Raw genomic sequence first — 24,070 nt, 5'->3', positions numbered from 1 at the left:
TAGGTCCCAATACCTTTTTGGAAGGGGATTTATATCTTATATGGTTACCATTTTTGGAACTTGAATACTTCTTGACGTCCATTGGTATTGACCAATAGGACATGGGTACCTGGTTTCAACCTCAGTCTGGAAATATCCATAACCAAAATTCCATTTTCGGAATTGAACTCTTGGTTCAACAATTGGATTCCTTTCATATCAAAGATACTGATCTGTACCCGCTCTTCCTCCATTCCGGAGAGTTCAAGAGTAATCTTGTCAATTACGGGATTAGGATACATCCTTGTCACCCTTGGAAAGTCACTTTCTTTTAGATCTTTCTCCGTGGCAGATGTGTTTTCTTCAGGATTTGAACTGCCTCCTTTTTGTGTTTGGCTTTCCATTGTCCTAAATGCTCCTCCTGCATTGATCAGATTCAAAATTTCGGATCCTGATAATGCCCGGCCGTATAGCCTTATATCATCGAGTGCTCCATTCCACCTGTGTATTCCAAGATAAGCTCCTATCTGAAGCCCGACAGTATTTGCTCCAATCGCAACAGGGGCATAGCTTGCGGATGAATCAAGTTGACCGTTGATATAGATTCTTGAAGTAGTGCCGTTGAAAGTAGCCGCTATGTGCATCCATGTGGTCCCGTTCGTTGGATAACTTGTAATGGATTCTAACCTGTAAGTATTGCCTGAGGAGTTTCCATTGAACCTGAATTCGACTTTGCCTCCAGAGTTAATACCAAATTCATAGCCATCCGGCCCTGATTTGCTTAGAACCTTTCTGTTTCCTGACTGGTTTGGTCTGATCCATGCACTGATAGTGATAGCCTCGGTAATGTTAAGGGAGCTACTATGTGGGGCTATGGCAAATCTGTCAACTGTAGCAGGAAGAACAAGCCCAAGGCCCTCTATGCCTGCTACCCACGATACTTCATTTGTTCTTTTGAGAACTGCATTGTTACCATTGCCTGAATGGTCTATCAGTGTATTGCCACTGCCTTCATCAAGTTTCCAATGCCCTGCAAGACCTGATCCAATAGGAGGAATTGAGGCAGTGGTAAAGCTTCTGACTGCTGACCATTCCGAGTTTCCTGTGACATTGGTCGCCCTTACCCTCCAGTAATGCAAAGTGTTACCCGACAAACCTGATACTGAGGTAGAAGTCTGAGTGATTCCTGAAACGTTTGCAACAGGAGTATTGAACAGGGAATTGTTTGCGACTTGAAGGGTATAAGATACCGCTCCCTGAGACTGAACCCATGAAAAGATTGGCGCAGTTTGAACCCCTGTCTGACCATTGGAAGGACTTAACAAAGAAGGAACAGAAGGAACTTGGGGAACGGCCACTTCACCTGAATAAACTGTCTGAACCTCCGTTAAGGTAAGTGCTCTGCCATATAGCCTGATATCATCTAGTGCTCCATTCCACCTATGTATACCAAGATAAGCTCCTATCTGAAGCCCTGCAGTATTTGCTCCAATCGTAATAGGTGCATAATTTGCAGTTGCATCAAGTTGACCGTTGATATAAATTGCCGAAGTAGTACCGTTGAAAGTAGCGGCTATATGCATCCATGTAGTACCATTTGTAGGATAACTTGTAATGGACTCTAACCTGTAAGTATTGCCCGATGAGTTGCCATTGAACCTAAACTCCACTTTACCTCCCGAGTTAATTCCAAATTCATAGCCATCAGGCCCTGATTTGCTCAATACCTTTCTGTTTCCCGATTGATTTGGTCTGATCCAGGCACTGATCGTGATCGCCCCGGTAATATTGAGGGAACTGCTGTGTGGCGCTATGGCAAACCTATTCGTTGTGGCAGGAAGAACCAGCCCAAGACCTTCTACACCAGGAATCCACGAAACGCTGCTTGTATTCTGAAGCTCTGCGTTGTTATTGTTACCAGAATGGTCTATAAGGATATTGCCACTGCCCTCATCCAATTTCCAATGACCCGCAAGGCCGGCGATTGGATTGCCTGATGGAGTTACAGTTATTGATGAACCAGAAGTAAAACTTCCTTCCACAGTGGTAGCGTTGATGTTGGCAGTTCCTACTGCCAATGCAGTCACCAAACCGGATGAATTGACAGTAGCTACCAAAGGATTGGAAGTAGACCAATTAACTAAGGTGTTGGACGCATTGGCCGGAGAAACTGTAGCGGTCAGCTGTTGGGTTCTTCCGGCCTGAATAGAGGCTAAATTAGGAGTTACTGAAACGCCACTGACAGGAGTTGATGCGGATGAAACAATGGAGAATTGAATCGTGGTTGTTGGTCCAACAGTTCCCGTTCTGTTCGTGCCCGAATAGGCTGTCGCCGACAGGGTATAGTTTCCATTGGGCATTGTCCTTCCACTGAAAATACCGTTGGTGTCACCAAACAAAGCATAAGGTGCACCATTTTCAGTTCTAGTCGCATTGATCGGTCCACTCAAAGAGAAAAATACACTTCCCACTGTTGTTGGATTTGTATTGACCCTGATTGCCAAACTTAAATTTCCAACCTGACTTGAAAGGAGTAGAGTCCCATTAATCAAAGTTTGTAATTCAGAATTATTCCCGGCATTGATCAACACAAAGCTGGTTATGCTAAGGTTAGGGGTATTCTGCGTTATTGTAACTGAAGCCGTAGCCGTTAAATTCCCATCTTCAGATCTTGCGGTAATGGTAACCGTTCCGGCCGCTACCCCCGAAACCAATCCGCTTGAATTCACAGTAGCAACATTGGCATTGGAAGTAGTCCAAACCACCGTTTTGTTGGTGGAATTGCTTGGCAAGATGGTAGCACTAAGCTGCTGCGTGCTTCCGGCCTGAATAGAGGCGGTAGTGGGGCTTACAGAAATCCCTGTTACTGAAACAGTATTGGTTGGGATTTGTAAACTAGAATTCAGGCCGAATTCTACCGTTAGCGTAACGGTTGGAACCGACTTTTGTCCTGTATAAAGAAGTTCAACCACATGTGATGAATTTGCCTGTAGGATGGAATTAGATAAATTTCCTGAAACAAATGTAAAATCATTGGCATCTAGGCCACTGAGGAAGATTCTTCTGACAAAAACCCCCTGATTTCCTCCGGAAACCTGCAGAGTCACCAATGATCTTTTATCGATGTCAAGAACAAGGTTAGAAGGACCGGTCAGGTTACTCTCAGTTATAGGAGTTCCTGTTGGGTTATTTTCCCCATAGTATTCCATGTTTCTTTGGGTTCCTCCACCTCTGTTGGGTGAACCGCCAGCCACCCATACGCCATTGCCAGAAACAATTCCTTGCGTGCCATGTCTCCTGAAATTCAAATTGCTTCCGGTGGTCCAGGTTTGTCCTTCAGGATCTAGGATTTCGGTAATTGCAAGCGCTTGACTCCTCACTGTACCATCGGGATCGTTGGGGACTTCTCCACCCGCTACCAACAATTTGTTCCCAATATTGACGACAACAGCTGCTGCCCTTGGAGTGGGGATATTCAATGCACTAGGTAAAGTACTCCATGAATTGGTGTCAAAATCAAATACATCAACTTCAGGGATGACCGGACCAAATGTAAATACACCATTTGTATATCCTGACCTTCTGCCGGAGGCAACATAAGTTTTGTTTCCGATCATGGCTGCACTAAAATGGTCTCTTGACCTTGGTGCGTCCTGCAAAATAGTCCAAACACCAGTTGCTGGATCAAATTGATCGAAAAATGCCACATGTTGACCATTGTGTCCTAATCTATTTCCTCCAATAACATAAAACTTGTCGTCATGCAAAACCAAACCTGCCGAACCTCTTCTTCTAGCCAATGGAATTTCAGGTCCTTGCATATATTGTTCTTTGACAGGGTCAAAAATCCATATATGGGAAGCAGGAGTTTCATTCGGGAAGCTATTTGTTTGAAAAGCCCCAATTACCCAGATCATTCCTTTATATTCTATGGCCTGAAAATGGTTGAAGGCGAGAGGAGCAACATTGGATAAGGCGCGCCAAGTGTTTTCTTTATAGTTATAGACATCTATGGTATTGGCATTTTCCCGGCCTCCCATGACATAAAAACTTTCACCGGCTTGCACAAATGAATTTTCATGCCTGGCGGTGTAATTTTGATTTTCATTGGCTGGTGTCCACACATCAAAAGGAAGGATAGTCCAAGTGAAAGTGGTAAATTCCTGATTCGGAACAGGGCTATTGGAATCTGTGACCCAAATGGTTACATTATAGGTTTGGTTGGCTTGTGCAGCCGGACTTACTGTTCCATACAACCTTCCGTTTACAGGCTCAATATCAATTCCCGGAGGTAGATTCGTCGCACTGTATAGAAGTGTACCCACACCCCCTGTAGCAGAACATAACAAATTTCCATCCAATTTTTCATTCACAATGTTGACCTGATTCGGAATAGGATTCGTGAAAACTATTGGCGCTGAAAGTGTGGTGCCAATAATCTCAATGCCATTTATCGTCGGATTTCCTGTTCTTTTAACAAATTCTATATTGAGCTGCCCATCTGATACACTAGTTTCAAATTGTTCTACTGCAGCAACACCCAATCCGTATTTTTGTACCAAGTCCAGATTGCTTCTAACCGTGGCACCCTCTAGCCTGATATCAAATTTTCTTTCATTGATATTGACAGTTCCTGCACCATTTTCACCAACATAAAAATTAATAATATACACCCCATTGGGTAATGGAATATTGAATCGCATATTTCCCGTATCGGTTTTTTGTCTTTGGCTTCCAAAAACTGAATTGAAAGTAGATTCAGAGATATAACTTGGAACTGATGAATGTTTGCTTCCAAATTGAAAAGAACTTGTGGATACAGTACCCCCATTTACAGAATAACCAATACCATTGAATACGCCATTTTGATCATTGGGTACCCAGTTTGGCGCATTATTTTCTCCGATAACCTCCTGTCCTCCTGCATTTATCCTATAAAGGATCCGATTTGCCCTCACTACTGAAATTTCGAAACTTTGCTCTACAAAATACCCGAAGGAGTCCGTAGCCCTAATGTTGATGAGACCGGTGTAGGGAGTATTGGGGAATGTCAGGGTAAGCATATTGCCCACAATTGATACACCTGTTAAGGATAAAATGGTAGAGCTATAGGAAAATGACAAGTTTTCAATTCCAAAATTGTCTCCAAAAAATTCTGATAAATCAATTTCTCGTGGTGGTGAGGAAACCTGTCTTTGGATATTAGGAATTTGACCTATGGTATAAGGTTGCTCTCCATCTACTTTAAAATTATCATAAACAGTCAAGAATTCTTTTGCTGGATCAGCAGAGGAACCAAATACACCAATAGATAAGGGTTTAGTGATATCCTGAACAGCTTCTAAAACTTTTCCAGAAAGGGTAATAGAACCTAAATTGATGGTTCCCCTTTCTCCGATTTTTACCTGAGGTTCCACAGTTCCTAATGATGGATTTACATTAAAAATAAAGGCAACTGTTTCTGAACTCAAAGGGCGATCTTCCACCGCGAGCGGGAGAATAAGAGGACTGGGGTCAGGGATATCATCAATTTCCAAAGCAGCAATAATTCCTGTTTTGGTAAATACCAACTTCAAGAAATTACTTTGGGTACCATCTCCCATTTGGATACCCACTTCCCCGTTATGATCAATATCATAAAACATTTGAGGACCTTGGAATCCCAAAAGTCCACCGGTTATCAAGAAATTACCTGTCTCAGTGCCCACATTAACACCAAATTGAAATCCTTTTTCTTGGTTATTGCTCAAGCCATTTGCCGTACCACCAGTCATAGCTACTTGAATAGCCCCAGCCGCACCTCCGTAAATATCGTTAGGTAAAGGACCTTCATTAAGTCGATCAAGCCAATTCATCCAATTGGGGTTTGGTGACCCATTATTCATAAGTCCCGTAAATCCTAGACCACGGTAACCAAAGGGTCTACCCAATTCATCCGTTTTGTCAGAAAACAATTCATTATTGATGGGTAAATTTGTAGGTTTTCCTAGTTGAAGGGGGTCTGAGGCATCAGAAATACCATCCCCGTCATCGTCAACGTCATTCAAATCTGAAACAAAATCTCCATCAAGATCATTAGGTCTTGATGCGCCGGAACAATATTCTGTACCATTATCTATTTCATCCTGATTGCTAAATCCATCGTTATCATAATCAGCATTGGAATCAAAGAATGGATCTCCCGGGGGAGGGCAGAATGGGTTATTGGATGGCGTTAAGATGTGGACAATACTATTGAAAGTAGCCACCCAGATCGTACCCGGAAAAATATCCTCATCTCCCTGACAATTAATGCCCAAAGCATTACCACCGTTCAAATTCCATCTATCTTCATTCAATGAAAGCAAAGTTCCATCAGGGTTCAACCTGACTAGGTGCAAGAACCCTGAGTTTCTTCCCGCAATGATGGAACCCTTCAAAACACCATTGAAATTGGAGGCTTTATATTCATCCAAACCATTACTATTCGTTTTCCACGTAGTGACAATTTCTAGCGGGGGTCCATTAAAGTTCCCAAGGAAGGCATCTCTGTAATCTGCCTGATTTGGATCGCTCATATTTAAAGGAACTGGGGGCCAGTTTACAGGGAGGGAATTTTGGGCATAAGTATCAAAACCCGGTTGACCAGGAGCTATGGGTTCCAAAATCTGAGTCCTGAATATCTCATTTTGGGTATACAAGGGATTAAAATTGGACAATGGTTTGTAAAAGTCTCCAATCGATTTTGTGTATAGACCTGCCCCTCCCGGATTAAAAGGAAATGGAGAACCCGCTGTGTAAGGTACTCCGGGGTTTGCACGAACAGGGGTGGGGTGGCCACCGTAAAAAGAACCGGGTTGGTAATTGTGAATGTCTTTTGTAATTAGCAAAAGTCTATCACGATTTGTGACATATTCATTGCTGGCAGACCTGAGGGTACTATTACCACCTGGCTCTCCTGCCAAATAATTATTTGTAACAGTGCTTGCAATACCCTCGTTTTGAGGTAATCCTCCCCAATTGGCATTGGCCCCATTATCGGTTACAAATACACTCCCGTTTTCAGTAACAACAAAATCATAGGCATTTCTATATCCCGGCGTGAAAATTTGCACCGGTCCACCTTCAACTAAAGTTCCCATATTCAAACCGTCGTTCCCACCAAATGGGTCTCCAACATCTTTGCCATCATAGCCTGGTTGATTGGGATTATAGATACCATTCACATTTGCCCTAGAAGGATCATCAAGGGTAGGGATATCATACTTGAATTTTCTCCCTGAAATAGGATCAATTTGGGTGGGAATTGCCTCAATGGCCTCCAAATTCACACTCAAAATGGCTGCTGATAGGGCATATTCCGAAATCCATGTAAAATTGGTACTGGGTGAGCCTGCATTGGTGAATCCACCGCTGGCAACTAAAAGGTAGGGCTTATTATTGACCAAAGTAAATTTTACAGCATTGGTCGAATGGTTTTCTTCTGAACGCGGAAGGCCTCTTACCAAATCCACCACATCCCACGCCGATCCGGTCCAGGTTAATTTGCTGATGATACCCGAATTTGTATCCAAAACCTTATCTCCGACAGGACCTCCCCATATAGGGTCACTTGATCCTACATAAATAATGGGGTTTGCAGCCGTTCCCACTATTTCAATTCCTGTAATTTGCCTGTTTGCCCTGCCATCCCAAGCGCGTGTGCCAGTATCGTCGTGGTTTGGGATAGACCTAATAAGGGAAATAGTCTCTAATCCAATGACTCTATAACTGTTAACTCCGGAATTTTCTACAGTATAAATTCTAATAAGGCCATTTAATTGAGATAGATAAAGCCTGTTGTCCGGTCCAAATTTTAAAGCCGTCCCTTGTGTAGGGGCCGCATAGCCATTAAAATTCAGAGTGGTAATGTCAAACTGAACGCTTTGCGCCAATAAAAATTGAAATGAAAAGGTGAATAACAAAAGGAACAAAAACCTTTTTTTAGCCGGGCTGAGCAAGAAATGTGTATTCATCGTAATAGTAATTTTAAATTTATTCTTGTAAAAATGATGCTGATAAAGTGATAAAGAAGAAATAATTTATTCTAAGAAGGAATTTGATACATTTTAGAGATAGATAATTTCACTTCAAATATATTTATATAAATTTTAAATACAAAAAAATGGCATACAAGTTATTATAAATGAATTGTAATTATTTCCTGCCCATGATTTTTAGCTTCATTAAATTTTGAAATTTATAAAAACTAGTATTTTTATATGTATATCCGCCTTCATACCAGTATAGGATTACTTACAGAATGGTCTCGGCAGGCTCGACCACCGGAATTTATTGATATTGAAAGGGGGTGGTGGAAATGCGGCTTTGCCGCATTTCTACCACCCCCCTCTGATCTCACGATATCCGTTCACCGAGCTTGCCGAGGTGGAGACAAATGATATTTGGCTAGCGGTATAAAAGCGGACAATAATATATTTTTAATTCACAAGAAAGCAATTTCGGAAAAGAAAAAAAGTAATTGGAATTCTCTAAAAAAATAAGCCGTGGGTCCCGATATTGGGACTCACGGCTTATTTAAGTATACAATAATGATTATTTTTTTTAAGCTGTTTACTGGATAATAATGCTGACCCGTTTTGGTGTAATATAAGAGTCACCTTCCAAAACAAGATAATACACGCCTGAAGGGAATTTGTTTTTCACAAGATCGACTTCTATCTCTTTTGATCGATCTACCTTATAAGAACCCGAATCGACCAATTTTCCACTGCTGCTGTAAATAATGAATTTGATTTCTCCTTCTTTCCATGTGGGGTCTGAAAGGTAAAGTTTATTTTCTTTTACAGGATTGGGATAGACTTTCAATGAGGGTGTTCCTTTTTCTAAATCAGTTGTCGCACTTGGCTTGTTGTTCAATCCTTCTTTCATGATTTCCGAATTGGACAATCCCATTCCTGAATTAAGATCAGCATCATTTACTATTCGGGTGTTTGTACTTGAAATCTGAAAGTTAATGGTAGAAGTGGAGCCAATTGTACCAGTTCTGTTTGCGCCGGAATAAGCAGTGGCAGAAAGGACATAATTTCCATTAGGAAGAATTCTACCCGCAAAATCCCCATTAGTATCACCAAATAGGGCATAAGGAGCCCCGTTTTCTGTCCTAGATGCATTGACCGGGCCACTTAGCGAAAGGAATACACTTCCAACAAGGGTTGGGTTGGTATTGGCTTTGATGTTTAAGCTTACACTTCCAACCTGACTTGAAAGAAGCAGGGTCCCATTGACCAAAGTTTGTATATCATTATCTGTGGATGCATTGACCAAAACAAAACTGGATATACCCAAAGGCGGTGTAATTGGGGTGACAGTGATGGCAGAGGTGGCAGTAAAACTTCCGTCCTGCGATCTTGCTGTAATGGTTGCATCACCCACCGCCAAACCTGAGACTAATCCATTTGTATCGACTGTGGCAACATTGGAATTGGAAGAGGTCCAAATGATGGTTTTATTACTCGCAGTAGAAGGAGATATTGTTCCGGTGAGTTGGGATGTTTCTCCTACTTGAATTGAAGCTGTGGTTGGACTCACTGAAACACCTGTTACAGCTATGCTAGAAACAATAGAAAATTGGATACTTGTGGTGGTACCAACAGTTCCTGACCTATTTGTACCTGAATATGGGGTAGCCAAAAGGGTATAAGTTCCAACCGGAAGTGTCGTTCCACTGTAATTTCCATTTGTATCACCAAATAGCGCATAGGGAGCTCCATTTTCCGTTCTCGTAGTATTTACAGGTCCACTCAAAGAAATAAAAACACTTCCTACTGTGGATGGATTGGTATTGACCTTGATATTTAAACTCAAACTTCCAACTTGGCTTGAAAGGAGTTGGGATCCGTTCACCAAATTTTGGATTTCGGTGTCATTTTCCGCATTGATCAAAACAAAACTTGAAATCCCAATGGTAGAATTGCTTTGTGTAACAGTAATGGCTGTAGTCGCTGTAAAATTCCCTTCTTGAGTTCTTGCGGTTATCGTAGCACTACCAACTGCAACGCCGGAAACCAATCCATTTGAACTGACAGTGGCAACATTGGCATTAGAAGTAGACCAGAGAACGCTCTTGTTGGTGGCATTGGTAGGAGACACGGTAGCGCTTAATTGCCTGGTACTGCCGGTCTGAATAGAGGCAGATGTAGGACTTACAGCAATGGAAGTTACCGGAACATTGGTCACTTGATCAGAACACTTGGTTTCCTGATTCGTCAAACTGAGTGGGTTGGAAGCATTTTTATGAAGAACTATTCTGTCTATCAGATGAAATGCTGACCTTGCAGACAGTTCCATAGTATACACGCCAGAGGTATTAAACTGAACATAAATATCATGGGGGTCATTGTCACTGGTGGATGTATTCCATGTCCAGTTCAATGAATTAAAATAAACTTTGAAATATCCGCCTGCTCCCGCCCCGTCAGGTGTTGGAGTCTTACCGCTACCTTTTGGGTATATTTTGCTTGTTCCGCTCAAAGCAAAATAATCACTGGCGTCAGGAAATCGTACCCAAGTATCATTGTGTTCTGTATTAATGGTTCCTCTTCCCACCCTACTTCTCATTTGGAACCTGTAGACTCCGGGGGAATTAATAAAAATTTTTGTAGAAATCAAGCCATTCCCTACTGATGTAAAATATTCAGTACCGGTCCAGGTAATGTATCCCGTTCCCGTGTAACCCGAAAATGAACTTTGTTTCGCCCAACCGGAAGGAACAGAAAGGTTTTCTGCTTCCATCACGACAAGGCCATTGATGTCTTGGTATGGCTGAGTACAAGCAAAAAAATCTTCGGTGGAAGAATATCTGATGATATTTTCTAACAAAAGATCAGGATTTTCAACAGAAAATTTAATGGACTCTGGATTTCCACTATTGGTTACAGGAATTCCAGTTGCAATAGAACTTGTTAAAAAGAAAAGTATTGCTGAAATGGGGGTAAGTAATTGTTTTTTCATACATTCTAGGGCTTTGATGAAGAGTTACTAGGAAATTGAATTGGACTTTAGAAAAAGATTTTGCAAGTATTTTTAATGACCTGATTGTAAAGGTAATTTTTTTTTTTGATAAGCAATTTATGAAGAAATAGATTTGGATAAGAAAAATTAATGGTAAGTATTTAAATCAATGAGGGTTATAGCCCATAAAAGGTAAATGATAAAGGAATTTACAATGCTTTTCAACCAAATGGCGTAATAAAATCCATTATAGGATAAGCTGAAATTAATTTGGAATTCTTCAAAACAGAATCCGGTTGACAATCAAATCCTTTTTCTTTGCCTTTTTATTTCAACCTATATTTTTTTTGGTGTTAGAATAACCATTGGCCCAAAATACAGAATTAAACTCTTGAATTGAAATGATTTATTTTGATTAGACAATTAAAGATGACATTAGCAGACAATACCATGCATTAGTTGGGTAAGAAACAAAGCATCTCGGAGCAAAAGAATCAAACTTAATCTAATCTGTCCGATCGGAAAAGTTGATTATTGCCTTTAATTGATTCACCATGTACTGAATGGTGGACTAGCGTTCCCCTATAAAAAAACGATTCAGAAACACAAAAAAATCAGACTTTCTTGTTTTGTCGGACTGGCCACTCCCTTATGCTGCCAACAAACCGGTTACTCCCTATACTTCTTGGAAGTAGGCATTCAGCCCGGTAAATAGGCCTTACGCCTTTCTTTTATTGTCTGGAAGTCAGTCCTGTTTTATCCAAAAAAATGAGGCTAGGGATAAGAAAGGATACCACCATATTTGTTTTAACCCCTTTCTCAGTTTTCCCCAATTTTGCCAAAAAAGAAAAACGAAATTTTACAATTTTGGATTTAATTAATCAATTTAATATGTTTGGCTTCATTTACATTTTAATTTTACTTTTGTAATACATTTAACATGAAAAGAATTCTGGTAACCGGAGGAGCAGGATTTTTGGGCTCCCATTTATGTGAAAGGCTTTTGGACGAAGGAAATGAGGTAATATGCGTGGATAACTTTTTTACCGGACGAAAAGTCAATATCCATCACTTGTTGGGCAATAAAAACTTTGAGTTTTTGAGACATGACGTGACTTTTCCAATTTTTGTGGAGGTTGATCAGATTTACAATTTAGCATGTCCAGCCAGCCCGGTACATTATCAATTCGATCCGGTACAAACAACCAAAACAAGCGTAATTGGAGCGATCAATATGCTCGGTCTTGCCAAAAGATTGAAAATAAGGATACTCCAGGCAAGCACCTCAGAAGTCTATGGAGATCCTGAAATCCATCCCCAGCCCGAATCTTACAAAGGTTCGGTGAGCACAATTGGGATTCGGGCATGCTACGATGAAGGCAAGCGTTGTGCGGAAACCTTGTTTTTTGATTACCACCGGCAACACAAAGTAGACATCAAAGTCATGCGTATCTTTAATACTTATGGCCCACACATGCACCCAAATGACGGGAGAGTGGTTAGTAATTTCATTGTACAGGCTTTAAAAGGGGAGGATATTACCATTTTTGGGGATGGTATGCAAACCCGAAGTTTTTGCTATGTGGATGATCTGATTGAGGGCATGTACAGATTGATGAATTCCCGGGATGGCTTCACAGGTCCGGTCAATATTGGAAACCCCGGGGAATTTACCATGTTGGAATTGGCCCAAAAGGTCCTTGAACTCACAGCAAGTAAAAGTAAATTGAAGTTTTTACCCCTTCCACAAGATGACCCCATGCAGCGTAAACCTGTAATTGATTTGGCTAAAAAAGAGCTTGCTTGGGAGCCTAAAGTGCAATTGGAAGAAGGCTTGAAAAAAACTATAGCATATTTTGAAAAGGAGGTTTAAGAAATAAAACGTCTTTTCGTTTACTTGTGACGTTTCCTAAATTTCTGGCCATGAATTCAATTCATATCCTGAAATTTTGGAAGCTTTCTCCCCAACCTATTGATATAGAATGTTGAAATTGGGCTGTTATCCGCTTTTGAAAAGTTTAAAGAAAATTGCTCTTTATGCATTTACGATAATGGGTATTACCTGCCAAAACCATTCAAGGGTAGATTTTATGAGGATACCCCTCGCAGTTTAAGTCTTAATGAATTTATAATCAGCCAACAGAAAAAGTCTTCAACAGGTAGCTGATTGCGTTTAAATTGATGGATGATTTGTTTTGTAGTAGAATGGCGTTTCGAACTTTATGTTTTATATAAATTTCAAAAAACGATTAAAATAAATCCAGGATAAATGGAGATTTAGAATTCACTTTAAACTTTTAAAAACTATAAATATAGAAACATGAAAACAGTAATATTGTGCGGAGGATATGGCACAAGAATTCGTGATGTAGCTGAAGATATTCCTAAACCGATGATCCCAATCGGTGGAAAGCCAATTATTTGGCATATAATGAAAACCTATGCGACATTTGGTTATTCAGATTTCGTATTGTGTATGGGATACAAGAGCGAAGTGATCAAAGATTATTTTTTAAACTATGAACTGCGAAATGCTGATTTAACTATTAAAATAGGAAAAAAATCAGAACAGATTATTTCAAAAATAAGCCATGAAGAAGATGGCTGGGAAATAACCCTTGCTGAAACGGGAATTAAAGCAATGACAGGTGCAAGAGTGAAAAGGATCCAAAAATATATTGGGGATGATCCTCTTTTTATGCTAACTTATGGAGATGGGGTTGGGGATATTGACATTGAGGCATTGGTTGCTTTTCACAAATCACATGGTAAAATGGTAACATTGACAGGGGTTAGACCTCCGGGTCGATTTGGAGAACTGAGTTTAGCGGAAGACGGGTCTACAGTCATTGGTTTTAATGAAAAGCCACAAGCAAGTGGAGGTCGTATAAACGGAGGCTATTTCGTTTGTAACAGGGATTTTTTAGACATCCTGAGCGAGGCAGAAGATTTGGTGTTGGAACAGGAACCAATGAAAAAATTGGTCGAATTGGGAGAACTAAAAGTTTTTGAACACGATGGCTTTTGGCAACCAATGGATACTTCAAGGGAATTTTCCCTGCTAAATGAACTTTATAATAACAATCAAGCACCTTGGGTAAAATGGTAAGCAAAGTGGTTTTTGGAAACGTTTATAGTAACAAAAAGGTATTAGTTACAGGAGACACCGGATTTAAAGGTTCTTGGCTTTGTACTTGGCTGATTTCTTTGGGAGCTGAAGTTTATGGAATTTCAAAAGACATCCCTACTAATCCTTCCATGTTTGTTGAGCTTGGTTTAGCGGAAAAGATGAAGCATTTTTTTGCAGATGTTCGGGATTTGGAAGCAATACGGAAATTAATCAACGAAATAGAGCCGGATTTCCTATTTCATTTAGCTGCCCAACCCATTGTTTCTTTATCATACCGTGATCCTATAGATACCATTTCTTCCAATGTAATGGGAACTGCCAACGTGCTTGAAGTATTGCGATCTTACACAAAACCTTGTACGGCAATTATTATTACAAGTGATAAATGCTACGACAATGTAGAATGGATTTACGGATACAAAGAAACCGATGCTCTTGGAGGAAAAGATATATACAGCGGAAGTAAGGGTGCTGCCGAATTGATTTTCAAATCATATTATCATTCTTTCTTCAAAAAGGAAAAAGGATTGGTACAAATAGCATCTGCCCGTGCCGGAAACGTCATAGGAGGAGGAGACTGGGCACTCGATAGAATTATTCCCGATTGTATGCGATCATGGAGTGAAGGGAAAGTAGTTGAGATTAGGAGTCCGAAAGCAACAAGGCCTTGGCAACACGTATTGGAGCCTCTAAGTGGTTACTTGCAATTGGGTGAACGATTATACAAAGACCATAATTTGAATGGCGATAGCTTTAATTTCGGCCCAAAACCGGAATACAACCACACGGTTCAGGAAATATTAGAAGACATGAGTGTTCGTTGGCACTTTAAAAATTCAAAAGAAGCATTTGAAGTAACAGGAAATATTAAGTTTTATGAAGCGGGTTTATTAAAACTAAACTGTGATAAGGCTTTGTTCCATTTTCAATGGAAAGCTACTTTGGACTATCAGACTTTAATTGAATATACGAGCGATTGGTATTATGAATTCTATAAAAATAAAGGCGATATGTTTGAATTTACAAAATCTCAGATCGAAGGGTATGAGAATTTAGCAGAAACAAAAAACATCTCATGGATAATTTGAATGTAGAAGGAGTGTTTTTGACACCTCTGAAAAAGATACAGAACCCTAAAGGAGATGTGTTTCATGCGATGAAAAAATCAGATGTTGGATTTTGTGGGTTTGGAGAAGCTTACTTTTCAACGATCAACTTTGAAGATACTAAACCTTGGAAAAGACACCTCAAAATGACTTTGAACTTAGTGGTGCCGATAGGGTTGATCCGATTTGTTATTTTTGATGATAGAAAGGGAAGTCTAACACAAAATAATTTTTTTGACATTACTTTAGGTGAAAATAATTACCAGAGAATCACAATCCCGCCTGGAGTATGGGTAGCATTCAGAGGAATCGGGTCAAAATACAACTTGTTATTGAATTTGGCTGATTTGGAACATGATCCTGCCGAAGTGGAACGAAAAGAGGAACTCGCAGATATAACATACCAATGGTAAAGGAAAAGGTACTGGTTACAGGAGGCAGTGGCTATTTGGGAGCACGACTTTGTCTTCATCTTGCCGATCAGGGCTATGCGGTCACCCCACTTTGTCATTCTAAAGTGCCAGAAAATATAGATTGGGTTTCAAAAATGGAAGAAGTGATTGTTGGAGATGTAAGGGATGAAAAACTTCTTGGTGAATTGGCTTTAAATAAATATGACATTATGATTCATTTGGTATCCCTGGATCACCACCAGTCTAATGGATTACCTTCTTATGTAAGTTCTGTAAATATTGCGCCGGTTTGGTCATTGCTTGAAATTTTTTCAAGCCGGGGACTGAAAAAGTTTGTGTATTTTTCAACTGCTCAGGTGTATGGAGTGCTAAAGAATGAACAAGTTACAGAAATACAAAATCTGAATACCCATAATGCTTATGCGCTGACACATCAAATAGGGGAGGCAATATGTGACCATTTCAACCGAAATACTTTGGTTGAATGTTGTGTCATCAGGCTTTCTAACAGTTATGGACCACCGATTTTTGAAGAAAATAACTGTTGGTGGTTAGCAATCAATAATTTGTGTAAATCTGCTTATACCCAAAAGGAAATAGTATTACAATCAGATGGAACTCCGTTACGTGATTTTATACATAGCTCCGATGTTTGCTGCGGTGTTCAATTGGCAATTGAAACCCGGGAGAAGCATGGTATTTACAATTTAAGTTCAGGCACCACACTTTCGATCATGGAAATTGCCGAAAATATTAGGAAAGTATTTGCCCTTCGTTATGGTTTAGATATACCTATAAAAACAAAGGAACCAAAAAAGCCTGCTCAAGCAGAACGTTATGAATTGGATAATAGGCGGTTGCGGAGCATCGGATTTGAACCAAAAAAAACGATCGAAGAAGGAATTAATGACCTCTTTGATTATTTTGAGAAATAAAGTTTTTTTTGGCAATTTCAGAATAGCAGGTAATTATTTATTTTGATCAAATTCTTCTCTAAGGCTGATAAATCTATTGGGTTTTGAGCACGATTATGAAATACGGATTAAATCGGTAATCTATTTTTCTCCGGATGGATATTGGGGTTCTGTACTTTAAAAGAATTTTGAGATACTGCAGAGAAAGTGCATTTCCAAATCAATATAAATTTCTTAGCATCTAAAAAGTTCCGTGTTTAACATAGCATTGAAAAAATATAGTCATACCTCCTTCACCAATACCGAATTAAATAATGAGAATTACTGTCCTTTTCAATCCCAAAAAAATTACGATTTCATATACGATGTATCCTTTTTGGATGTCCAAGTTTAAAAAGGAGTTCCTTTTCACTACGGACCTAGAATGGGTAAAAAAATCAGATAAGAACAAAAAACTTTTGTTGATTGGATGGTTTTCAGGGCAGGACCATGAAGGATTGCATAAACAATTGTTGGAATTTTTATCAAATAAGTATGAAGTCATTTCTTTTATGGATGACAATGATGGAACAGAATCCCATTACTTGGATTTATTGGGGTATTTTAAGGTTTATTACAAAAAGCAGGTTTTTCTAAATAAGGACAATTACCTTTTAGACTTTTATGGAAATAGAATATTTACCGATTATTACCGCCAAAAATTTGGCATCAATGAAGAACCTCTGCCTAAGAAACTTCCAAAAGTAATTAATTCTGATTATTTGAAGAAAATAAAAGTATCTTGGAACTTGGCATTTGGTCAATACCCTGTTTTAAAACACAGACATTATATCGCTAAATTTTTATTTAAAATGACCAAAGGTGAATGGATGGATAATTGTTTTTCAAGGAATCCTATTTTTGGTCAAATACCTTCACCCGGACTTTTAAAATGTCAGGCAAGGTTTGGATATAAAGGTTACAGAGAATCGATCGGCTATCAGCGAAAATTATTTTTGGAGAAAGTTTCTGGAAACCCGCAATTTCTAAGTGGTCGAATTCCATTTAGGGAGTATAATAAGGAAATTAAAGAAGTAGGAGCAATTTTAAGTCCTTTTGGATGGGGAGAAATCTGTTACAGAGATTTTGAAGCAATCCTCAATGGTGCAATATTGGTTAAGCCAAATATGGACCATGTGGAAACTTGGCCAAATGTGTATTTAACTAACCAAACTTACCTTCCTGTCGAATGGGATGGGAGTAATATTGGAAATCAGGTAGAGACCCTTTTTGATAACAGTAGTTTTATGAATGAATTGAGGGTAAATGCATGGGAAACATTAAAGAATAGTTATTTTAAAATGGATGAAAAAATTATGGTGATTTTAGAAGATTTCAAACAATAAAATAAAATTGTATAATCGTTGTTTAGCCTGTAAAATCCAACCTCAATAAAAAATATTTCCATAAGCTAGTAACCTCGGACTTCCTACTGATTGTATTTCAGTTTAGTAATTGACCGAATTTTCTTCTTAAAACCACTAAATTCGTTTACAATAGACAACTTGAATAAGTAATACCGCCTTTGCCAATATAGAAGTAATGGATATGCGCAATTCTGGTGCTAAGCAAGCAACTTGGAAAAATTATCATTAGAATATTGAATTGGCAGTTAAATTGAATTCCGTATTTGACCCGAAATTCGTTTATAGCGGTTTTGGATTTTAATCTTAAGTTAGAGGGTATATTTAGTAGATTAATTTTAATTAAAGGTACGATGAAAAAAATCGTTGTTCTTAATGAACGGATTATTGATAGGGGGGCGCCCAAAAATTTTAAGCCACAGGATGATCATCTTTTTAAACGATACTGGAAAACTGTTGCCCCTGAATGCCATTTATGGATTATTGAAAAGCCTTTGGTGATAAGAGACAGTATATTTTATCCAAAAAATTTTAAGTTTTTCGATAGGTACACACATTATAATGGTATTTCATTTTTGGGGAAACTCATGCGTGTTTTTTTCTGGGTCACAAAAAAAAAGGTGAGTTTAGGAAAGTCTGTTTGGATCCATGATAATTTCAGTGGCAATTATTTCCATTGGTTTGCAGAATGTTTGCCGAGATTGCTTTTTTCAGAGTCTTTTCAGAATGGGCATATAGTAATTCTTCCCAAGAACCTGAGCAAATTTACCTTTGTGAAGGAATCGCTAGATTTGATGGGAGCCAAATACGAATTCTTTGACAAAAACCAGAATTATGAAATTTCCGAATTGATCCTAACAAATAGAATAGGAAGGATTTCTGAATTTCGAAAAGAGCTTTTGTTTAAAGTTAAAGCTAAATTTGATTTTTTGGGATCAAATATAGCTCCTAAACGGAAGATTTATATCCGAAGAAAGCCTGCAAAAGCAAGAAATATTTTGAATGAAGAAGCTGTATTGAAAGTTTTGTCTGACCATCATGTTGAGTCACTTTATCTTGACGATTTCAATTTGATGGATGAAATAAGACTATTGGATGAAACTTGTTTGCTGATAAGTATTCATGGGGCGGGCTTGACGAATATGTTGTTTATGCAAGGTTCAGGTAATGTTTTGGAATTTCGTAATGAGGAGGATGGAGGCGCTTCTACAAATAGTTTTTTCAATCTTGCCTCCGAACTTGGGATAAACTATTACTATTTAACCAATAAAACCACTTCGCACAAAACTAATCATGCTGATTTTGAAATTAACGTTGAAAAGCTAAATGATATATTAACCACGTTTGACTTAACTCTAAAAAAAGCTTAAAAAAAGGTTCTCTGTCTATTTAAAATTTATTTTAGGCATTTAAAAAATAAGTTAAGTATATAAAAATAAAATATTAATTAGAAGAAACTGTTTCCTTCAAAATATTTTCTAGTCTTTTGGATACTTTATCGATGTAAAAATTTTTTTTAGCAAATTGAAAATTAAAGTTACTGATTTCGTTAATAGATTCATGATCAAGTACTAAATTTTTTACTTTGCGAATTGTTTCAAGGGATAGAATCTCAGAAGGTTTTATGGAAAAACCCATTTTATCCTCAATAAAAAAATCTTTCACGCCTCCTACGGTAGAGGTAATTAGGGGCAACCCAAAAGCCATTGCCTCTAAAATGGAAATAGGCATTCCTTCTCCATGCATGCTTGGGAAAATGAAAATATTTGACGATGCAAATGCTTCTTTTTTCTCGTGTCCCGAAATGTAACCTAGGAATTCAATATTCGGGATTGCTTGTAACTCAACATATTTCTTTAATGAGTCTAAAGCCGAACCGCTTCCCGCTATTTTAAATTGGAACTTTTTGTCAGGAAGTTGAAATTGTAGTTCCCTGTACAAATCCACAGCTTCAAAAACCCCTTTTTCTTTTTCAATTCTTGCCATGAATAAAAAAACTAAAGGTAGATCATTAATTTCATTTGACCTTTTCTTTAGGGAAAGACCATCTGTAAGCGAAGAGTCAACTACTGTCGTCTCAAGATGGATTTTTTGATTAAACCCCCATGAAACCAATTTATCCCTAAACTCTGACGCAAGAACAACCAATGAATCAGCTTTTTTGAAGGCTTTTAATGGATAGGTGTTTGATTGGTTGTTTAAGTCTGTTGTTAGTTCATAATTTTTATCCCAACCATGAAAAAAAACTACTATTTTTTTGTTTAAAAGTTTCAAAATTTGTATGTAAACTTGGTCTCTTTTACACCCGGTCGCCGCAAAAGAAGTATTGATCAAGTATATATCATATTGTTTATTAGTTAAATGAATCAAAAATCGAAAATAATCAATAAAATATTGAAAAATTACCTTTGGACTTCTGATTGTACTTTTGTTTCCTCTAAAAAAAAATTCATAGTTGTTTCCCATTACTTTTTTAAGTGAAGAAAAATATACAGCCACCCCTCCAGGTTTTTCAAAATAAGGGGTAAATATTAAAACTTTCATATAATTACTGTGTGAAAAAGAATACTGGGCAAAGCAAATTTATAAAATTGAATTTGGAAAGGTTTATTCTATTAGATTAATACATCAAATGATGTGCCTGATAAATTATTGAAGAGGTTTTGTAATATAATTAAAATATTTTTGAATATTTCTAAGATAAGTTGACTTTTCTTAAGTCTGGATTTTCCTACTTTTTTGGGTTAGTGTTTATTATTTCAACAGGCAACAAATTCTTAAAGGTTAACTTAGAGATATATAAAGTTTAGAAGATATACAGTAATTTTACTGTGTTCAAAGAACAATGCTCATATTTGGAAAATTTTCCTTTTTTATAACCATTTTTCAATTTGACTATAAAATCTTGTATTGTAGTGTGGACTAAGAAACTACTGTTTTTGATATTAAGCTGGAAATAATATTTGAATTTATCCAACAATTATTTAACTCCCCGATATTGATTTAACGAATTTTATAAATGGTTTTTCACGGAATAAGTTCCCTCAATCAATGAAAATATCTCTTGTAATTCCTATTATAGCTAAGGTGATCAATTTTCCTGTTCCTTATTTTTTTTGCTGGATTTCCGCCATAAATAGACCAAGGTTCCGTATCTTTTGTAATAACGGAGTCTAGTGCCACAGCAGTACCCTCCGCCACTCTTCTTCCTGGAAGAACGGAAACTCCTAAGAATAAACTAGCGTTATCTTCAATAATAACGGGAGCACCTACTGTTTTATAATCAGGGTCATCTAAATCGTGTCCTAAAGTCATAATTTTGATATACCCTGCTAAATCCACATTATTGCCAATTCGAATCCCCCTCCTCCCGTCTAACAAGGAATCATGACCTATCGAACAATTTGACCCAATGACAATATTCCAAGGAGAATATACCCTTAAGCCCATTTGAATATTTGTATTCTTTCCAATTTTCATTCCATAAAAGTACTTATAGATCATTTTTCTTATAAAATAGCTAGGAATTTTTGAAACAAGATGGTTGGCAAAACTTAAATAGAAAAAATGAAAATACTTAATTATTTCACCTTTTAATCCATCTTTTTTCAATTTATTTGTTTCCATGTCCAATGCTCTTATTTTGATAAAGGAAATAACTAAGCCCAGCAAACATCCAGGCATTATTCCAACGCATAAATATGTTTTTGTCTTTGTAATGTTTGTGAATTCTAAAATAAAAGCCTCCGTTCTTATCCTGCATATTTTTCCCCATCCATAACGCCACATTTTTTGCTAAATCTAAATACCCAAATCTACTGAGTGACAAGAGTGATTGTGCTGCGGCCGTACTATCAATTGGATAAGTTTTATTGTCGTAAAATTTCGGGATTCCTTCCTTTTCAAAAAAATGATTAACATAAAAGTGTAGCCCCTTTTCGAATTCAGGATTATATTCATTGTCTTGGCAAAGAGTCATATAAGCATCTATACAATCCAAGTTGTACCCGGTATGGTAGTTGTCAGCCCATGTTCGAGCATCATGCATGGCATAAGGCCAAGATCCGTTCTCTCTTTGGACTTGTGTAACGTATTGTACTGCAATTTTTGCAGTTTTTTTAAGTTCCGGATCCAAATTAAAGTAATATGCTTGCGATAGTAACCTAGCTGCTTTTAAAGAAGCGTTCAACACAAATTGATTGTCAACAGGGGAATACGAAAAACAAAACAGTTCGCCTTCATAAGAACGATTGAGATCTTTTAACACAAAATTGCTTGCATCTAGAATAATTTCTTTAATCTTTTCATTAGGAAAAATCAAATAGCTTTCAAATAATGAATTAGTTATTATTCCAGTTGCAACGCTTGTTGGCACATAAGCGTTGATTTTGGTATATCGGGCCTCCCAATCAAAATCATAACCCCAGCAAAAACCACTATAACCGGTTGACTTGTTTTGGACCAAAAGATCAAGTAGAAAATCAATTTCTTTTTTGTAAAATTCCTCGTCTGATGGAATTGCCTTCCCCAAATAAGAATATGCTTGAATACAAAGGCCTATCGTAACAGGATTTAATCCCTTTTTTACTAATAGAATCCTTCTTAAATTAATGGGTATCCTTTTACAAACTTGTTGAGCTCCAAACCTAATTATCCGGGACCTTAGAATGGGCAGTTTAAAATAGGGAGACAAAAGAGTGTCATAAGGATCGTACCCTTTGTACCCATTTGTTCTAATATGCTCCTGCAATTTTAATGTAGAAGAAAGAATAGCATCCATTTGAGAAAATATCTTTTATAAGTAAACTAAATTCAATCTAATTACCAGCACAAACCATGATAATTTGGTAGGTTCTCCAAATCCTCGATCCGGACAAGATCAATTACAGCAGTTTTTTTGGAAAGTGAGGATTTATATTTGTAGCCATCAAAGTTTTTGTGATTTATCAAAATAATATCCGCACTTTCAATCGCCTCAATAGGGTCATTGGTGATAAGATCGGATAAATGTGGCAAATGCTCATCGATAAATTGTTTATTGGCACCCACGAGTTTTGAAAGGTGCACATTTTTATCATATATCGATAGGTTATATCCTTTACCAATCATTTTTTCAGCCAAATCGACAGAAGGACTGTACCTCAAATCATCTGTACCCTCCTTAAAGCTTAGACCCATCAAGGCGATTTTTTTCTTTCCTGTTCTTTGGATTATCTCGAATGCAAGTCTTTTTTGATTTTCGTTGGAATCGTGGATTGAATTTAGAACAGGAGAAAGTAGATAATGATCATGTGCCAAGGTAACCATACCTTTAAGATCTTTGGGAAGGCAAGAACCGCCATATGCAAAGCCCGGCTTGAAATAGGCTGGAGAAATATTGAGGTGGGTATCTTTACAAAATATTTGCATTACCTGATGGGAATCTATCTCCAGCGCCTTGCAAATATTACCAATTTCATTGGCGAATGTGATTTTGAGAGCATGAAATGAATTATTAACATATTTTATTATTTCTGCAACTTCAATCCCCGTTATCTCAATGGGTGCTTCAAGTTCTTCATAAATAGACGCAACTATTTTTAAGGCTCCTTCATGATCTCCACCAATCACGGTTATTGCGGGGTTATAGTAGTCTTTGACTGCTGAACCTTCCCTGAGGAATTCGGGATTTGAAACAACAGAAAAAGCAAATCCTCTTTTTTTACCCGAACTGTTTTCGATGATTTCACCAATTTTTTTATTTGTACCCGGCATTACAGTACTTCTGATGACCACAACATGAAAATCATCTTTTTTTCGAAGAGCTTCACCAATTTGTTCCGCAGTCTTATAAATATAACTCAAATTTAAATGACCTTGGGGGGAAGAGGGAGTACCCACACAGAGTATGCTTACTTCAGAATTTAAGACAGCATCTTCTGCAGATACTGTAGCAGTAATTTTTCCTTTTTGAAATTCTTCTGAAATAATAGTGTCTATATCCTTTTCGACGATCGTAGGTAAGCCTTGATTAATAAGGTCTACTTTAAATTGATTTACATCCACCCCAATGACTCGGTGTCCGTTTTTTGCAAGACATCCTAGGCTTACACATCCGACGTATCCTAACCCAAAAATTGAAATTTCCATTTTA

13 protein-coding genes are annotated in these 24,070 nt (G+C 37.9%); 7 read left to right on the top strand and 6 right to left on the bottom strand.

What is annotated here, in order from left to right:
- Positions 1-44 precede the first annotated feature (44 nt).
- Together DQW11_RS05810 and DQW11_RS05805 are read right to left on the bottom strand one after the other, a co-directional pair.
- On the bottom strand, positions 45-7,973 hold the full coding sequence (locus DQW11_RS05810; protein ID WP_113923014.1) for a LamG-like jellyroll fold domain-containing protein: 7,929 nt from the start codon (positions 7,971-7,973) through the stop codon (positions 45-47).
- Positions 7,974-8,571: 598 nt separating this feature from the next.
- Positions 8,572-10,971: an Ig-like domain-containing protein gene (locus DQW11_RS05805; RefSeq protein ID WP_113923013.1), complete on the bottom strand. Its 2,400-nt coding sequence runs from the start codon at positions 10,969-10,971 to the stop codon at positions 8,572-8,574.
- 940 nt (positions 10,972-11,911) lie between these two features.
- Here DQW11_RS05805 and DQW11_RS05800 point away from each other — a divergent pair.
- The 7 genes from DQW11_RS05800 (at position 11,912) to DQW11_RS05770 (ending at position 19,307) form a co-directional block, all read left to right on the top strand.
- Positions 11,912-12,844, top strand: coding sequence for a UDP-glucuronic acid decarboxylase family protein (locus tag DQW11_RS05800; RefSeq protein ID WP_113923012.1), 933 nt, complete (start codon positions 11,912-11,914; stop codon positions 12,842-12,844).
- Between the two features lie 447 nt (positions 12,845-13,291).
- Positions 13,292-14,080: a glucose-1-phosphate cytidylyltransferase gene (rfbF, locus tag DQW11_RS05795; protein ID WP_113923011.1), complete on the top strand. Its 789-nt coding sequence runs from the start codon at positions 13,292-13,294 to the stop codon at positions 14,078-14,080.
- Positions 14,074-15,189, top strand: a complete 1,116-nt coding sequence (gene rfbG, locus DQW11_RS05790; protein WP_113923010.1) for a CDP-glucose 4,6-dehydratase — start codon at positions 14,074-14,076, stop codon at positions 15,187-15,189. The genes rfbF and rfbG overlap by 7 nt, the downstream gene beginning before the upstream one ends.
- Positions 15,177-15,620: a dTDP-4-dehydrorhamnose 3,5-epimerase gene (locus DQW11_RS05785; protein WP_113923009.1), complete on the top strand. Its 444-nt coding sequence runs from the start codon at positions 15,177-15,179 to the stop codon at positions 15,618-15,620. The genes rfbG and DQW11_RS05785 overlap by 13 nt, the downstream gene beginning before the upstream one ends.
- Positions 15,614-16,555, top strand: coding sequence for an NAD-dependent epimerase/dehydratase family protein (locus DQW11_RS05780; RefSeq protein ID WP_113923008.1), 942 nt, complete (start codon positions 15,614-15,616; stop codon positions 16,553-16,555). Before DQW11_RS05785 ends, DQW11_RS05780 begins: the two co-directional genes overlap by 7 nt.
- Positions 16,556-17,085: 530 nt before the next feature.
- The gene (locus DQW11_RS05775; RefSeq protein WP_157966043.1) at positions 17,086-17,919 is read left to right on the top strand and encodes a hypothetical protein; all 834 of its coding nucleotides are present in this window, start codon (positions 17,086-17,088) and stop codon (positions 17,917-17,919) included.
- A 371-nt stretch (positions 17,920-18,290) separates the two neighbouring features.
- On the top strand, positions 18,291-19,307 hold the full coding sequence (locus DQW11_RS05770; protein WP_113923006.1) for a glycosyltransferase family 61 protein: 1,017 nt from the start codon (positions 18,291-18,293) through the stop codon (positions 19,305-19,307).
- 73 nt (positions 19,308-19,380) lie between these two features.
- Here DQW11_RS05770 and DQW11_RS05765 read toward each other — a convergent pair whose 3' ends face one another.
- The 4 genes from DQW11_RS05765 to DQW11_RS05750 form a co-directional block, all read right to left on the bottom strand.
- Positions 19,381-20,481, bottom strand: a complete 1,101-nt coding sequence (locus tag DQW11_RS05765) for a glycosyltransferase family 4 protein (protein WP_113923005.1) — start codon at positions 20,479-20,481, stop codon at positions 19,381-19,383.
- Between the two features lie 504 nt (positions 20,482-20,985).
- Positions 20,986-21,564, bottom strand: a complete 579-nt coding sequence (locus tag DQW11_RS05760) for an acyltransferase (protein WP_113923004.1) — start codon at positions 21,562-21,564, stop codon at positions 20,986-20,988.
- Positions 21,551-22,717, bottom strand: coding sequence for a delta-aminolevulinic acid dehydratase (locus tag DQW11_RS05755; RefSeq protein WP_113923003.1), 1,167 nt, complete (start codon positions 22,715-22,717; stop codon positions 21,551-21,553). Before DQW11_RS05755 ends, DQW11_RS05760 begins: the two co-directional genes overlap by 14 nt.
- Positions 22,718-22,758: 41 nt before the next feature.
- Complete coding sequence (locus DQW11_RS05750; RefSeq protein ID WP_113923002.1) at positions 22,759-24,066, bottom strand: UDP-glucose dehydrogenase family protein; 1,308 nt, start codon at positions 24,064-24,066, stop codon at positions 22,759-22,761.
- Positions 24,067-24,070 lie beyond the last annotated feature (4 nt).

Source organism: Cognataquiflexum aquatile (assembly GCF_003316845.1).
Taxonomy (GTDB): Bacteria; Bacteroidota; Bacteroidia; order Cytophagales; family Cyclobacteriaceae; genus Cognataquiflexum; species Cognataquiflexum aquatile.
Note: the sequence above shows the minus strand (reverse complement) of the source record. Positions and strands in the feature narration are given on the sequence as shown.